At 51.7% G+C, this 15,561-nt stretch carries 12 protein-coding genes; 3 read left to right on the plus strand and 9 right to left on the minus strand.

What is annotated here, in order from left to right; genetic code table 11:
- Positions 1–20: 20 nt before the first annotated feature.
- The 7 genes from ACEPPP_RS04750 to ACEPPP_RS04780 all read right to left on the minus strand — a co-directional run bounded on the left by ACEPPP_RS04750 (position 21) and on the right by ACEPPP_RS04780 (position 6,751).
- Positions 21–287 carry a type II toxin-antitoxin system RelE/ParE family toxin gene (locus ACEPPP_RS04750; protein ID WP_374089899.1) on the minus strand — a complete coding sequence of 89 codons (267 nt, stop codon included), beginning with the start codon at positions 285–287 and terminating at the stop codon, positions 21–23.
- Positions 271–486 carry a hypothetical protein gene (locus tag ACEPPP_RS04755; RefSeq protein WP_374089900.1) on the minus strand — a complete coding sequence of 72 codons (216 nt, stop codon included), beginning with the start codon at positions 484–486 and terminating at the stop codon, positions 271–273. The genes ACEPPP_RS04750 and ACEPPP_RS04755 overlap by 17 nt, the downstream gene beginning before the upstream one ends.
- Before the next feature lie 117 nt (positions 487–603).
- Complete coding sequence (locus tag ACEPPP_RS04760) at positions 604–2,811, minus strand: CRISPR-associated endonuclease Cas3'' (RefSeq protein ID WP_374089901.1); 2,208 nt, start codon at positions 2,809–2,811, stop codon at positions 604–606.
- A gap of 3 nt (positions 2,812–2,814) precedes the next feature.
- On the minus strand, positions 2,815–3,669 hold the full coding sequence (locus ACEPPP_RS04765; RefSeq protein WP_374089902.1) for a type I CRISPR-associated protein Cas7: 855 nt from the start codon (positions 3,667–3,669) through the stop codon (positions 2,815–2,817).
- A gap of 21 nt (positions 3,670–3,690) precedes the next feature.
- Positions 3,691–5,718 carry a hypothetical protein gene (locus tag ACEPPP_RS04770; RefSeq protein ID WP_374089903.1) on the minus strand — a complete coding sequence of 676 codons (2,028 nt, stop codon included), beginning with the start codon at positions 5,716–5,718 and terminating at the stop codon, positions 3,691–3,693.
- Positions 5,708–6,538 (minus strand): CRISPR-associated protein Cas5, encoded by an 831-nt coding sequence (cas5, locus tag ACEPPP_RS04775; protein WP_374089904.1) that lies wholly within the window; start codon positions 6,536–6,538, stop codon positions 5,708–5,710. The genes ACEPPP_RS04770 and cas5 overlap by 11 nt, the downstream gene beginning before the upstream one ends.
- A 45-nt stretch (positions 6,539–6,583) precedes the next feature.
- A complete protein-coding gene (locus ACEPPP_RS04780; protein WP_374089905.1) occupies positions 6,584–6,751 on the minus strand; it encodes a hypothetical protein in 168 nt (55 codons plus the stop codon).
- Positions 6,752–6,857: 106 nt separating this feature from the next.
- Here ACEPPP_RS04780 and ACEPPP_RS04785 point away from each other — a divergent pair, with 106 nt between their 5' ends.
- The gene (locus tag ACEPPP_RS04785) at positions 6,858–7,712 is read left to right on the plus strand and encodes a WYL domain-containing protein (RefSeq protein ID WP_374089906.1); all 855 of its coding nucleotides are present in this window, start codon (positions 6,858–6,860) and stop codon (positions 7,710–7,712) included.
- Between the two features lie 97 nt (positions 7,713–7,809).
- Here the strand turns inward: ACEPPP_RS04785 and ACEPPP_RS04790 are convergent, their stop codons facing one another.
- Both ACEPPP_RS04790 and ppsA read right to left on the minus strand, forming a co-directional pair.
- Positions 7,810–8,484 carry a hypothetical protein gene (locus ACEPPP_RS04790; protein ID WP_374089907.1) on the minus strand — a complete coding sequence of 225 codons (675 nt, stop codon included), beginning with the start codon at positions 8,482–8,484 and terminating at the stop codon, positions 7,810–7,812.
- A 406-nt stretch (positions 8,485–8,890) separates the two neighbouring features.
- A complete protein-coding gene (gene ppsA, locus ACEPPP_RS04795) occupies positions 8,891–11,302 on the minus strand; it encodes a phosphoenolpyruvate synthase (RefSeq protein ID WP_374089908.1) in 2,412 nt (803 codons plus the stop codon).
- 271 nt (positions 11,303–11,573) lie between these two features.
- Between ppsA and gcvT the strand changes: the two genes are divergently transcribed.
- Positions 11,574–12,650 (plus strand): glycine cleavage system aminomethyltransferase GcvT, encoded by a 1,077-nt coding sequence (gene gcvT / locus ACEPPP_RS04800; protein WP_374089909.1) that lies wholly within the window; start codon positions 11,574–11,576, stop codon positions 12,648–12,650.
- Between the two features lie 3 nt (positions 12,651–12,653).
- The gene (gene gcvP / locus ACEPPP_RS04805) at positions 12,654–15,548 is read left to right on the plus strand and encodes an aminomethyl-transferring glycine dehydrogenase (protein WP_374089910.1); all 2,895 of its coding nucleotides are present in this window, start codon (positions 12,654–12,656) and stop codon (positions 15,546–15,548) included.
- Positions 15,549–15,561 lie beyond the last annotated feature (13 nt).

Raw genomic sequence — 15,561 nt, forward strand, 5'->3', positions numbered from 1 at the left:
GCGGACTGCACTGTCGTTGATCATTTGTACACCTCTTTTCGGTGTCCTACCTCCACAACAAGGATTAGCAATTGTTCATCTTGATGTTGGGTCAGAATTCGATAGTTGCCTACTCGGTAAGCCCAATACTCAGACAATGTACCCTGCAAAGCTTTTCCTATTTGCTTCGGGTTGTCCATTCTCGCCAGTCTGTTTTCCAGGAAACCGATAATCCGTTGTTTAACGGGTTTATCGAGCGTGGAAAACTGTTTGACGGCCATATTGGTAAATTTAATTTGCCAAGTCATTATCTTGCTTTATCTGATCCAGCGAGAAGCTCACACCGCTGTCAAGATACTCGGCATAAGATTGATCCGCACGCTTGATCCTATCTTGTTCATCCTGATAATCATGAATAAACGACTCAATCAACTGTTGAACGGTTTGGCTAGTCTGTGCGGCTATTTCTTGTAGTTGGTTTTCGGTTTGCGGGTTCAGGGTAATCATGGGTTTCCTCTTGATTATTTGGTTTTGATATTCCCAATGGTTAGATCAGGAGACAATACGGGAAAGATAACACTCAGATACGAGTTCCGCTCGTTTCGATCCCTACCTCATCGCATTTCATATCTGCAAAGGCGCACCATTTTTTGCATTTTCTGAGGCTAATCCACCTTTCATGTAGCCGATGAAGTCATCATAATCTAGACCATAAAAAAGACCTGGACGATTGGGTATTTCGCTGATACCCCAATCCTCTTGTTTGTAAGTCCATATTTGCACACTATTTTTTTGGATTTCATCACGTCCTACTGGCTGCCAGTTTTTCAATCTGCTGATGACTTCATCATCAACTAAGACGGTAATGGTATAGCTGCTGATGACCTTAAAAAGTTGTTCAACTTCTGGAAAATCTAAATTTTTCTCAGCTTTTTCCAATTGTTTCACTTTTCCATTTGGAGTGCTTTGCCGAATTTCTCTTTTTAAGGCTTCACAGCAAAACTTAGGAGAAACCTCATCACTGTCAAACAACTCGCCTAGAATACGGGCGGAATCATCAAAAACTGGATGTTTTTTTAAGCCATTTTCGAATTTTAATGAAAAATCCCATACAGCCGCTTCTATTTCAAGATTTTCCCGATTAATACGTCCCGCCGTTTGTAATAGGCTGACTAAACTACAACGCTCCCGAAACCCTGTCTTGAAAGACAGATCAACGCCAGCTTCAACACAAGAGGTAGCCACTAAAACCCAATCGTTATCTTGTGTATCTTTTAATCTAGCCTTAACTTTTTCCAGGGTTTTATGTCGGTCTAATGGCGTTAATGCCGTTGAAAGATGTTCAACTTTGGCATTGCCGTAATGTTCGGCTATGTATCGAGCAGTGACGGCAGCCGATTGAACAGTATTTAAAATGAGCAACCGTGGACCTTTTTCGCCAACCACCCATTCAGCTAATTCGGCTAAATTTAAAGCTTCCTTGCGAGTTTCCGGCTTAACTCTTGCCTGTTCAAGCGCTAAGCATTGTTGGCGTATTTCTTCGTTAATCAATTCTGGTAATTTCACAGTTGGCTTGACAAAATCCACCAACTCCCAAAATCGTGTTAAAGAACCCGAGGCCAGTACGATATGACAACCCCAATCGTTACTTAATTGCTTTAACCATTGCCAAGCTTGCGGCCATAAATGGCTAGGCAAAGCCGCATGAGCTTCGTCGATGAAAACAGCTGATCCCGCCAATTGATGCAGTTTGCGCAAAGTTGCAGGTTGATTACTGGCCAAAGTTTCAAAAAATTGTACGGCAGTCGTGACAACAATAGGTGCTTGCCAGAGATAGGTATATTGACGTGATTCAAGCTTAGAGAAATCGGCTTTGTGATGATGAGCGGCGATGATGTGTTCCGGGTCTTCGTCGTCTAAAACCAAAGATTTTCTATAGGTATCAACCGACTGGTCAATAATATTTGTAAAAGGCAGAACGACAAAAATCCGTTGCAAACCTTTGGCTTGAGCAGCGTTGAGTAAATGTGCCATGACGGCAGTAGTTTTACCTGTACCAACGGGACTATCACAAGCGTAAAGTGAAGGCTCGGGAGAGGCTTTTTTGCAGGCAATATAAACGGAATTTCTAAGTTGTGTCCGCAAGTCATTTTGCATGTTTTTGGCCAGCCCTGCTACATAAGAATCCAATGCGGCTAATCGATCAACCGCTTTTAATCCATAGGATTGGGAAACTTGCGGCTCACCGTAATGCCTTGCTGTATCGCCATGATCGGCATCGGCAAGACAAGAAAGTGCGAAGCGTAAAAATAAAGCCTGTTGATCGAGTTTTGGTGATGGCGGTTTTGATGGATTTTGCCATTCATCGATGACTGTTCTGTGCCGTTCTAAATAAGCGGATAAATGCTCCGCTGTATATTCAATTAGATTTTCATCCCGATACATTTTTGTGCCTTTGGCAAACTCTTTCGCCCTACTTTGCAAACCAATATGGTGGGCATAAACAGCCTCTAAGGCGAGCATGGCAGAAAGATTATTTTTTGCCAATTGTCGAAGATAAGCCACACCTGAGTCAACATGATTTACAGGCAGCTTCTTAGATTTCATTTGTCCAGAAAGTACCGCCTGGTTTTCATCGTCCAGTTTACCCATGTCGTGAAATTCAGTCGCAAGAACAACAACCTGAGACAGCGATTCTTTCATATCAGGCGCAAGACTACCCGCTCGCTGGGCTTTTTCAAAAGCCTGTTGTCGAGCTTTTAAAATGTGTTCCGCGTAAGATTGAGCAGGTATGCCCTTATCACACTTCGCGCTGTGAGCGAGTAGATCCATTTCTTAACCTATCAAATCAATTAAAGGTTTGACTTTGGCTTGTAGATTTTCAGGTAAAGCAGTGGGTACGTCATAATCTTCCCAACTCGTTGATGCTTCGTTGGCGTTGGTTTTCTTGGTTGGTCTTAATGAATCCAATAACGCAAGATCAGAACAAGAGCCAAGTGGGTTATTGTGTTCAATATACCAAGCATGACGCAGTTCAACGGAGGGTCTAGCATGTGAGCGTGTATGCGCATAGGCATAAGCAATTACTCGTTTCATTAAATCAATGTCCTGAACAGTGCAGCCTGTTTTATGCGCTTGGCTGGGGTTTACAAAAAACGGCATACAGTACACACCATGTGGCACAAAACGGTAGCCCATCGGTGCCATGCCCCTATCTTTGCCTTCTTGTACGCCAGACATGTTGGTATTTGTATGGCGTTCAATATCAACAGGCGCAACAGAAACACCCAATCCGAATTGGACAACCCCTGTTTTAATCGTCGTTGAACTACCGCTTTCTAAGAAAGTATTCCCAAAAACACGTCCATCCCAGTATTTTTCTTTAAATGCTTTTCCTTCATCTTTTAATTCAGATTCAATTTGCTTTCTATCGCGCCCGCGAGTCTCCAGAATATAAAACTTTTCCTGTTCTAGCTGTAATTCTTGTTGCAAGGCCAGCCAAACGACACCTTCTTTATCGGCGATCAAATCACGCAATTTTCGTTTAAAAGACACAGGAGATATTTCACCTTTAAAATCGTGGCGTTGCCTTGGATCACTTTCTCGATCTGGATCGCCGTTTGGATTTGAGTTAATCACTTCGATGATCAATAAACCAGTAGCTCGCAACATTTGATTATTTTGACTCATTAGATTCTCCTGTATTGATGGTTATGATTTTTCATTTTTTGCCGTGCTGGCAAGATAACCCAGTAACATAGAAGCTTTGTCGGTATCAGAACAGCGAATGGGTATTTCTGTATCCAATTCCGCTAATTGACTACAAATTGCTCCCCATTCATTAAGAAAAAAATGAATAAGTCCGGCTTCTTTATCAGGATTAGGATCTGAATAAGTTCGTGCCCACGCTTGATAGGGCAACATGCGTTGTGAAAACATGGCGAGTGCTTGTTTAGGATGTTCTAATGCAATCGCCATCAGAGCATTACCTAGCAACTGGGGTGGCCTGGAGTCGTTTCTAACATATTTACAATATTTATCGTGAAGTTGGTCGGCAACACTAAGTAAACGCCCAATAAGGTAAGCGGGTGATTTCATATAAACCTCATTTTTAAGATTCGATTTGTCGAGCAATAAAGCTAGAATGCTAGGCATCAATAAGGCCTGTTTCTTGAAGTTCTTAGGGATGCTAAGTGCTCTACCGGTATGATGGGCATTACCTAAAGCCAACAAAAACGATTGAGAATTGCTGGTAAGAGCGGGTAATAAACAACTGGCTGTATGCTCAAGCTTTATGCCGCTGTACAACAGTAAATCTAAGGCATCTCCCATGCTGAATCGTTTGATCAGACTGGCTTGTGTGCCAAAGTGTGTCCAAACGGTGTTCAAGCACCAAACAATTTCTTCAGGGAAAGGGGTTAATGCTTCAGTCCAGAGCGGCTTTTTATCTTCACCAAAAACACGGATAGCCAAAGGTGGCAGATTACGACAGCCTGATTGCCAAGCCTGAGCTGCCTTAACAAAGTGATTTATAGAGCAGTTATGATTAAATTGGACTTTAGTACGAAAACCATCCGGTTTGGATAGCACAAAAATTTGCATTTGCGCCTCAATTGTTTTGGGAATCTGGCTTAGCGATTTAAGTACCCGTTCTGCGCATGCTTCAAAAATTACTCCATCTTCATCAGTCATGCCGCCCATTAGCTGGGCAATTTCAGCCTCTTCTTCTGGCATAACGGATGGGTAGGCAAACAATAAAGCGCTTTCACCTTTACTACGTGAAATATCAGTCCAAGTTTTCCTTTTTCGATCTGGATGAGAGAGCCAACCCAAAGAACTGGACATAGCTTCACGAGTTTGTAAGCCAACAGGATTGCCCATTGCATTGATTTGCCCATATCGATATTGGCAACGTGATTCATCATTCATGGCCCGTAATGTCACATCCCCCAGTATGTTCATTCTGATTGCGCCAAATTTTTCTTGCCACCCATTGTTAGTTGCACCATAAGCGTCCTTTTCAGAAGAAGAGACCTCTTTTTTACCCGCCGAGAGCAAGCATTGATTAAACCAAGCCTGGGCTTTGTGGTGATTGGCTGGATATTCAAACTGTGACCTCTCTGAAACCTCAAGTACTAAACAGGTGTTTTTAGGCTTTGCCCCTGTGTAGAAAAATAGCAAGTCAAAAAATGACAATAGATTGTCTTGGTTTAAAAGGCAGTCTGTTAATTGTTGATGAAATTGTTGTGGTGTGGTTTTTAAAATACGCTCGGTTAATGAAAAAAGCGCCTTATTTTCTGCTGTTAATTCAGTTATTAACGTTCTCATCTCTTGTGGAATCTGATTAAAGCATTTAGCTAATTTTTGCTGCCCATTCCAAAGATTTAAAGCTTGCTCAATAAGAATCTTTAGTTGATCAGTGTTAATAGGCTTGTCTTTATCCAGTTGTTTCTTGAGCTCTTTAGTCTGCTCAACAAGAGCTTCATCTTGGGTTAAACCAAATAGTGGGGTGACATTAAACGAGGGGAAAGAATTGCCGTTCGAGGTTTCCCATTTTCTAATCGCTATTTTTTCTTTTTCATCCGTGATAGCTTCTATGCCGGCAATATTTCCTTCATTGTCTATTAAGATGCGGAATGTGGCAGTTTTTGGGTTAGGAACAAAATTCTTATGCCAGATTTCAGTTTTAACCCCCCTGTCACTCAGAACAGCAGATAACGCATAAAGCTCATTCAGCATAATCCAGCACTCCATTCACAATTTTGACATTTTGCCGATAAGTCGGGCTGTATTCGCTGTTCAAACCTTTAGAAAAAGTCTGGTGCAACATGCTAGGCAATTCCAGATTAATGTCTTCACAGGGTTTGTTTTCGTCCCTTAAAACGCCAACATAATCGGGTACAAATTCTTTCCAACCCATGCAAGGGATTGAAAAGCATTGCCCGCGCTTTAATCTGCGATCGAACATATCTTTGTACGCATGCGTTGAATTTGTCGTTCTGTGTACTTGCGTTAAAGCTTTATCGGAGAGCTGGCCTTGATGTTGTGGGTATAAATCCGCATAAATCCGGTAACAAACATCAATCAACACAGTCGCAAGCAGTTGATACCCAGCGCCTTTGTTCATCGATTTTGATTTTCGCAAAGGGCCGCCGTAGTTGGTGGTGTAATTTTGAAAAATCAGTGGCTTGCAAATTTCTACCCTGACAGGCACAACATTTACGGATTGCAGCCAAAGAATTGACTCAAGAATTCCCTTGGCAGCAGCATAGGTTGGAGCGGGGTAGCTTACAGGGGCATCTCCGGTGTCAGGTCTAGTCCACATAGCTGACGGCGCGGAAATTTCTAATTCTATTGAGTACATTTTTTTGACTCCTAAAATGACGTTTTTTGTTTTTTTGACAAGCCTATCACATAAAAAGCAAAGAACAAATCCTTTCTTAATAAATAAAAGATTTGTTCTTTTTAGCAAAAAACTCCGAAAATGTTTCAATCCGCTCCCCTCATGAAAAGGGAGGGGATCATCATAACAATTATTCATCGCTTGGAAAATCAACACGTCAATCCGTAGCCCCACTCTTCATCACTCATGGGTGTATCAAAATCATCCACGGGGGGAAATCTGGCCTTTTAAGCTACCAGGGGTTCGGAGCTTTGCTTCGGTTGCAGTGAGGATTGCTAAAAATTTGTCTGATTCAGGCGTATTGGCTTTCTTTTTATCTGTCGCTTTTTCCGTGTTCAGATTTAAGCTGCGTGAATTATCGCTTGTCATAACTTTACCGGCTGGAAGGTTTGATTGTGTTAAGCTATTACACAACAGAAAATAAAGTTTATATGTATATATAATTTACATACAAATTAACACCTTTACTCAGCCGATGCAACAGCATTTAAAGTGGGAACAGCATCAACGATTAACCTTGCTCGAAGCGACGGTATTCTGGAGCGGCGAGGTGTCGACGGCGGCGCTGATGGGCAATTTCGGCATCAGCCGGGTGCAGGCGTCTAAGGATTTGACGACTTACCAGGGCTTATGCCCCAGTAATATCCGCTATGACAAGCACAAGAAGCGCTATGTGATCACGGAAGCGTTCGCGCCGGCTTTCATGACCGGCACGGCCGCCGAATTCTTGCAGGTGTTGAAAGCCAATCAAAGCCAGGATAAAGGCTTTATCGTGCCGCTGATCCAGAACCTGCCGGCGGTTGAAGTGCTCGAACCGGTATTTAGAAAAATCGACCGCGCGATCTTGCGGACGGTCAATCAGGCGATCGTGCAACGCAAGGAGATTAAGGTCCGCTATCAGTCGATGAGCCATTCCCTGCCGCAGGGCTATTTTTTAAGTCCGCATACCCTGGTTTTTGACGGTTTGCGCTGGCATATGCGGGCTTTCAGCCAAAGCCACGGGCAATTTCGCGATTTCGTGCTGTCGCGCATTCTGAGCGCCGAGACTATCGGCGACGCGGCAAAAGGCCGGGACGATGACCGGATCTGGAATACCTTTGTCCAGGCCGTGATCGCGCCGCATCCGGGCCTGACCGAGTCACAGCGGGCGGCGATTGAATATGACTATGCGATGCAAAACGGCATGCTGACGGTAAGCGTGCGCGCGGCCTTGCTGAATTATTATCTCTCGGCGATCAGAATCGGCCCCGACGATCTACAGAGACCCGCGCATGCGCAGCAAATCATTCTGGCGAACCGCGAGGAATTGAAGGTCTATCTATGGGACTGACCTGTTACCGTATCGGATCAACTCTTCTTCGGACGGGAGGGAAGCCCGGTTGCGATTCTCGTCTCCAAGAAACCGCAACCGGGCTGTCTGTCATAGGTTATTCGACACCGTTGATTTCGGGCGCACTTGTCTCACATTTATCAACCGCCGTGACCGAATAAGCCGTGGTGCTCGGATCGGCGTTTATCGCCCGCAGTTTTTTGATGACGTCGCTGAAAGCATTGGGCTGGGCGAATCGACCTTCTTGCACACAACCCGAAAATCCGCCTTCGACCCCATAACCGTAAACGATAAAGCGCGAAATCACGTTGTCCGCCACCGCATTACCGATCGTTTTGAGCACCTTGCGGTAAGCTTTACCATCCACCGCAGGCCCGATACCGGTGATAGAGATTTCCGCCGCATTGCCTTCAAAGGCAACCTCTTCCTCGCAAGGCGCTTCGCTGGCATCCGGCCAATCGCCGAGCGGCTGAAAACCTAATTCGGAGGCATCGCCGAGCTTTTTGGCGGGAATATCGAAGAGATTCAGACGGCCGGTTTCGGCGCCGCAGACCGCCGAATAAAGCATACCGTCAGTACCGCAACGCGCATGCTTGGCCGGAATTTTCGCTTCGGTCAGTTCTTTTTTCATGGTTTTTGGACTGATGCCGGCGCTTTCGCACTGGATGGATTCATTGGATTTCGCTACCGTGACCCATTGGGTCTCCGCCTGAGCGACAAACGCCGAAGTTAAGCCGACAATAAGCAACCCATGACGTTTCAACTGATTCATAATTTCTCCCACTAGAGTCATACTTTATAAAAGATAGGTCATGATCGGCGCCGAACCGACCAAATCCCGACGGTTGCGGCCTCTTCTCATGCAGAATTGAGCCAGAACGGACGGTACATAAGTATGACAAGCCCGCGCCGGTCTGGTCAACTCGGCCCGAATGATAATCGGGTTCATCGAATAATGCAATAACCGATGCCGACAAGGAAAAACCATCAGGAATAGGATAGCCGGCCCCTCCTCCCTCCGCACCCACAGGGCATAATTAAGGAGAAGGCTAAGATGAGGTGATCAAAATAAAGTATTTTCCCTTATTTTTGATCCTCCTCACCCCAACCCTCTCCAGCAGGAGAAGGAGCTTTCTTCTTAACTTAACCGGCATTGACGCAGAGCGTGGGAACGATGATTACTTACCCAGCCGCTTCTCGGTCTCCAGGATCCGCTGCGTCGTTTGCAGCACCGTATCCGGATTCAGGCTCATCGAATCGATGCCGACTTCGACCAGGAATTCGGCCATTTCCGGGTAATCGGAAGGCGCCTGGCCGCAGAGCCCGCAGTGGCGGCCGTTGCGGCGCGCGCCGGTGACCGCGAGGCGGATCATTTCCTTCACGCCCGGATCACGCTCGTCGAAATCGCTTGCTACGATTTCGGAATCGCGGTCGACGCCGAGCGTCAATTGCGTCAGGTCGTTCGAGCCGATCGAGAAGCCGTCGAAATGCTTGGCGAATTCGTCGATCTGGATCACGTTGTTCGGAATCTCGCACATCACATAGACCTGGAGCCCGTTCTCGCCGCGCCTCAGCCCCAGCTCGGCCATGTATGCGAGCACCTTCTCGGCCTCGTCGACGCGCCGGCAGAACGGAATCATCAGGATCACGTTGGTCAGCCCCATCACCTCGCGCACATATTTCATCGCCGCGCATTCGAGCGCGAAGCCTTCGGCATAGGCCGGGTGGATATAGCGCGAGGCGCCGCGGAAGCCGATCATCGGGTTCGCCTCGTCGAATTCGAACCAGCGCCCGCCGAGTAGTGTCGCGTATTCGTTGGTCTTGAAGTCGGACATCCGGACCACGACCGGCTTCGGATAAAACGCCGCCGCGATCGTGCCGACGCCTTCCGCCAGGCGCTGAATGAAAAAGTCCCTGCCGCTGTCGAACTGTTGCGTCAGGGTTTTCAGTTGCTCCTTCTCGGCTTCGTCCTGCACCTTCTCGGGATGGATCAACGCCATCGGATGCGCCTTGATGTATTCGGTGATGATGAATTCCATCCGCGCCAGGCCGACGCCGTCGTTCGGCAGAAAGCTGTGCTTGAAGGCGGCCTCGGGATTGCCGATGTTCAGCATGATGTGGGTCTTCGGCCGCGCCAGGCCGGACAGGTCGGTGGTGATTTTTTCGAAATCGAGCGCGCCTGGGTACACCTTGCCGACGTCGCCTTCCGCGCAGGACACGGTTACCGGCGTATTGTTTTTCAGCACGGTGGTCGCATTCTCGCAGCCGACCACGGCCGGCACGCCGAGTTCGCGGGCGACGATCGCCGCATGGCAGGTGCGGCCGCCGCGGTTGGTCACGATCGCGGAAGCGATCTTCATCACCGGCTCCCAGTCCGGGGTGGTGATGTCCGCGACAAGCACATCGCCGGCCTTGAATTCGGACAACTGCTCGACCTTGTTGATGATCCGCGCATTGCCCTGGGCGATCCGGCCGCCGACCGCGTGGCCGGTGACCAGGGGCACCGCGGAGCCTTTCAACACAAACTGTTCGAGCGTCGAGCCTTTCTGCAACGAGGCGACCGTTTCCGGCCGCGCCTGCACGATATAGAGCTGGCCGTCGATGCCGTCCTTCGCCCATTCGATGTCCATCGGCCGCGGCACGCCCGCCTTGGCGCTGTAATGTTTTTCGATACTGATCGCGTAACCGGCGAGGGTCAGCGCGTCCTGATCGTTGATGCAGCTTTGATTGCGCTCGTACTCGCTGGTCGCGATATTCCGCGTCGATTCGTGCGTGCTGCCGTCGCTGTAAATCATCTTGATCTTCTTGGCGCCGAGCGAACGCCTGAGCACGCTGCGGTAACCCAGTGCGTAAGTCGGCTTGTGCACGTAAAACTCGTCCGGATCGACCGCGCCCTGCACGACGTTTTCGCCGAGGCCGTAGGCGCCGGTGATGAACACCACATCCTTGAAGCCGGATTCGGTGTCGAGCGAGAACATCACGCCACTGGCCGAGAGGTCCGAACGCACCATCTTCATCACGCCGACCGACAGCGCCAGCTTGAAATGATCGAAGCCCTGATCGACCCGGTAATGGATCGCTCGATCGGTGAACAGGCTGGCCATGCAGCGTTTGCAGGCATCCAGCAGCGCAAGGTCGCCGCTGACGTTCAGATAGGTATCCTGCTGCCCGGCGAAACTGGCGTTCGGCAAGTCCTCGGCGGTGGCGGAACTGCGTACCGCGACGCTCAAGTCGTCGCCGTATTCCTTTTTCAACTGCGCATAGGCTGCAAGAATTTCGTGCGCGAGATCGGCCGGAAACGGCGCGCCGTAAATGATTTCGCGCGCCCGGCGCGCGCGTTTGGCCAGGTCGGCGACATTGTCCGGATCGAGATCGTCCAGCGCCCGATGCAAATCACCCCAGGCATCGGCATGATCGAGCAGGTAGCGGTAGGCTTCCGCGGTCACCGCAAAGCCGTTCGGAATCCTGATGCCTTCCGGCGTCAGTTCGCGGTACATTTCGCCGAGCGAGGCATTCTTGCCGCCGACCAAAGGCACGTCCTCGATCGACAGTTCATTGAACCAACGGATATATTGCAGTTGTTCAGGCATTCGTGTCTCCTTGCTGGATGATAGTTGCGACGGTTTCCGCGAAATCGTTTCAGGAATATGACATATTCATTATCCGTTATCCAGAAGGCAACGATAATATTGGTATTGTTACCGATTGGATTGGATAAAGAAACGGAATAAATTATAGGCCGACTCAAACACGGGTTCGCTATTGTGAAACGTAAAAATTGCCAAGCCAAGAAACGAAACCACCGAAGCGGAAAAAATTCGGTTACACTGACCGCTCAATAACATTCCGGCTCCGTATGCAATGATGTTGAAATCTCTGCCGCTGAACGCTTTACATCTCGAACTGGGCGCGAAGATGGCGCCTTTTGCAGGTTATGCGATGCCTGTGCACTACGCCACCGGCATCATCCAGGAACACCTGCATTGCCGGAGCCATGCGGGCTTTTTCGATATCTCGCACATGGGGCAATTCAGCGCGACAGGCGATGAGGCCGCAAGCGCGCTGGAAAGGCTGACGCCGAGCGACATTTCGGGCCTCCTGCCCGGCTTCGAGAAATATACCGTCCTGACGCTGGACAACGGCGGCGTGCTCGACGACATCATCGTCAGCCGTACCGCTTCGGGCCTGTTCATCATCGTGAACGCGGCCTGCAAGGACAAGGATTTCGACTATCTCAGCCCACATCTGCCAGGCCTCAGGGATTTACAGGAGCGCGCGCTGTTTGCGTTGCAGGGCCCCCTCGCCGAAGCCGTGATCCGAAAATTTTCAGCGGCTGCCGCGAACCTCAAATTCATGCAAAGCTGCGAGACCGAAATCGACGGCATCGCCTGCTTGATCAGCCGCAGCGGCTATACCGGCGAGGACGGCTTCGAGATTTCGGTCGATGTCTCGAATGCGGAGCGTTTGGCCCGTCTGCTGCTGGCGGAGGACGGCGTCGCGCCGGTCGGCCTCGGCGCACGCGATACCTTGCGCCTGGAAGCGGGGCTTTGCCTCTACGGCCACGAGCTGAACGGCACGATCACGCCGGTCGAGGCGGGACTCAACTGGATCATCAAGAAAGGCCACGACCGCTTTCCCGGCGCCCAGAAAATCCTGGCGCAGCTTCGAGACGGCGCGGACCTGATCCGCGCCGGCCTGATCGTCGAAGGCAAGGCGCCGATCCGGGAAGGCGCTACCCTAACGAATGAAAAGGGCCAAATAGTCGGCCATGTCACCAGCGGCAGTTTCGCGCCGAGCCTCGGCAAACCGGTCGCGCTGGCGCGGCTCGACAAGGCCTATGCGGCGGCCGGCATGCGCCTTTACACCGAAGTCCGGGGGCGAGAGGTCGCACTGTCCGTCACCCCGCTGCCTTTCATTCCTCACCGCTACCGCCGTTAAGCCATGACCTTACCTCGTCCGAACCTGAACCAACTGGAAATGCGCGGCGATTTCATCCGCCGCCATATCGGCCCGAATCCCGAACAGATCCGGGCGATGCTGGCCGAACTGGGTCTGACCGATCTCGAACAGATCATCGCCAAGGCGCTGCCCGCCGACATCCTGAACGCGGAGCCGCTGAAACTGACCGAAACGATCAGCGAGAATGCGGTGATCAAGCACCTGCGCAAGATCCGCGAACGCAACAAGGTCTTCACCTCGCTGATCGGCATGGGCTATTACGATACGATCATGCCGGCCGTGATCAAGCGCAACGTGCTCGAAAATCCGGGCTGGTACACCGCCTATACGCCGTATCAGCCCGAAGTCAGCCAGGGCCGGCTCGAAGCGCTGCTGAACTTTCAGCAGATGATCGTCGATTTGACCGGCATGGAAATCGCGAACGCATCCTTGCTCGACGAGGCGACCGCCGCGGCCGAGGCGGTCGCGATGGCGCGCCGGCTGTCGCATAATCCGGTGCAGGCCGTTTTTGTCGACCGGGATTGCCATCCGCAAACGATCGCGGTGGTGCAAACCCGCGCGCGTTCTCTGGGCTATCAGGTGATCGTCGGCGATCCCTATCGGGGCCTCGATCGGCACGATTTTTTCGCGGTGCTCGTGCAGTATCCGGGCTCGCAAGGCGAGATTCACGACCTCGGCGAAATCGTCGAAATCGCGCATAAAAAATCTGCGCTGGCCGTGGCCGCTGCCGACCTGTTGAGCCTGGTGTTGCTGAAGCCGCCCGGCGCCTTCGGCGTCGACATCGTGGTCGGCAGCGCGCAGCGTTTCGGCGTGCCGATGGGCTACGGCGGACCGCATGCGGCCTTTTTCGCGACCCAGGACGAGTACAAGCGCTCGATGCCGGGGCGACTGATCGGCGTGTCGAAGGACAGCCACGGCCACACCGCGCTGCGTATGGCGCTGCAGACGCGCGAACAGCATATCCGCCGCGACAAGGCGACCAGCAATATCTGCACCTCGCAGGTCCTGCTCGCGGTGATCGCAGGCTTTTATGCGGTGTATCACGGCGCGGATGGCCTCAGAATGATCGCCGGGCGCGTGCACCGCTACGCGCAAATCCTCGCGGCCGGACTCGCGCTGATGGGTTACGAGGTGGTCAGCCGCCGTTATTTCGACACGCTCGTCGTGCGCGTGCCGAACCGCGCCAAACGGATCGCCGCGCAGGCGATGGAAGCATCGATCAATCTGCGCGTGATCGATCCGGACCATATCGGCATCTCGCTCGACGAGACGACGACCCGGAAGACGCTCAGGGCGCTCTGGCAGGTATTCGCGACGCCGGCGGCCGAGTTTCCGGACATCAATAGGCTGCACGAAAGCGTCGACGAATGCATCCCGGACGCGCTGTTGCGCAGCGATCCTTTCCTTCAGCATCCGGTGTTCGCGCGCTACCATTCCGAAACCGAAATGATGCGCTATATGCGGAGACTGGCCCGACGCGACATCGCCTTGGACCGCTCGATGATCCCACTGGGTTCGTGCACGATGAAGCTGAACGCGGCGACCGAGATGCAGGCGCTGTCGTATCACGAATTCAGCGGCCTGCATCCTTTCGCACCGCTGTACCAGACGCTCGGCTATCAGCAGATGTTCGCCGAACTCGAAGACATGCTCTGCGACCTGACCGGCTTCGATGCGTTTTCGTTGCAACCGAACGCGGGCTCGCAGGGCGAATACACGGGGCTGTTGGTGATACGCAAATTCCACCAAGTGAACGGCCAGCACCAGCGCACTATCTGCCTGATTCCGGCGTCCGCGCACGGCACCAATCCTGCCAGCGCGGTGCTGGCGGGACTGAAGGTCGTCGTGGTCGCCTGCGACGACAACGGCAACGTCAGCCTCGACGACCTGAAGGCCAAACTGGCCGAGTATCACGATACGGTCGCCGCGCTGATGATCACCTACCCTTCGACGCACGGCGTGTTCGAGGAAGCGTTCCGGACGATCTGCGAACTGGTCCATCAGCATGGCGGCCAGGTCTATCTGGACGGCGCCAATTTCAACGCACTGGTCGGCCTCAGCCGGCCCGGCAAGATCGGCGCCGATGTCGCGCATTTGAACCTGCACAAGACCTTCAGCATCCCGCACGGCGGCGGCGGTCCCGGCGTCGGCCCGATCGGCGTCGGCGCGCATCTGGCGCCTTACTTGCCGGATCACCCGGTCGTAAAGAACGTCAATCCGAACAAGGGTCCGCACGGCACGATCGGCACGGTCGCGGCCGCCCCCTGGGGCTCGGCCAGCATCTACACGATTTCCTGGGCCTATATCGCGATGATGGGCGCGGCCGGGCTCAAAAAAGCAACCTTGACCGCGATTTTGAACGCAAACTACATCGCCAAACGGCTCGCACCGCACTACCCGATTCTTTACACCGGCAAGAACGGCTGGGTTGCGCACGAATGCATCATCGACTGCCGTGCATTCAAACATGCCTGCGGCATCACCGTCGAAGACATCGCCAAACGCCTGATCGATTTCGGCTTCCATGCGCCGACCGTGTCGTTCCCGGTGCCCGAAACGTTGATGATCGAACCGACCGAAAGCGAGGACAAGGAGGAGATCGACCGCTTCTGCAATGCCTTGATCGCGATCCGTCAGGAGATCGCCGAGATCGAAAACGGCAACGCCGATCCGGAAAACAACGTGCTGCGCCATGCGCCCCATACGCACAAGCTGCTGCTGGAAGAATGGACCCTGCCCTATTCGCGGCAACAGGCGTTCTTTCCGGGCGACGATCAAGAGGACGACAAATACTGGCCGCCGGTCGGCAGGATCGACAACGTGTACGGCGACCGGCATGTGATTTGCACCTGCCCGCCGCTGGAGGATTATCAATAACCGGTCGTTTTGG

The sequence above is a fragment of the Methylomicrobium lacus genome (assembly GCF_041897535.1).
Classification (GTDB): Bacteria; Pseudomonadota; Gammaproteobacteria; order Methylococcales; family Methylomonadaceae; genus Methylomicrobium; species Methylomicrobium lacus_A.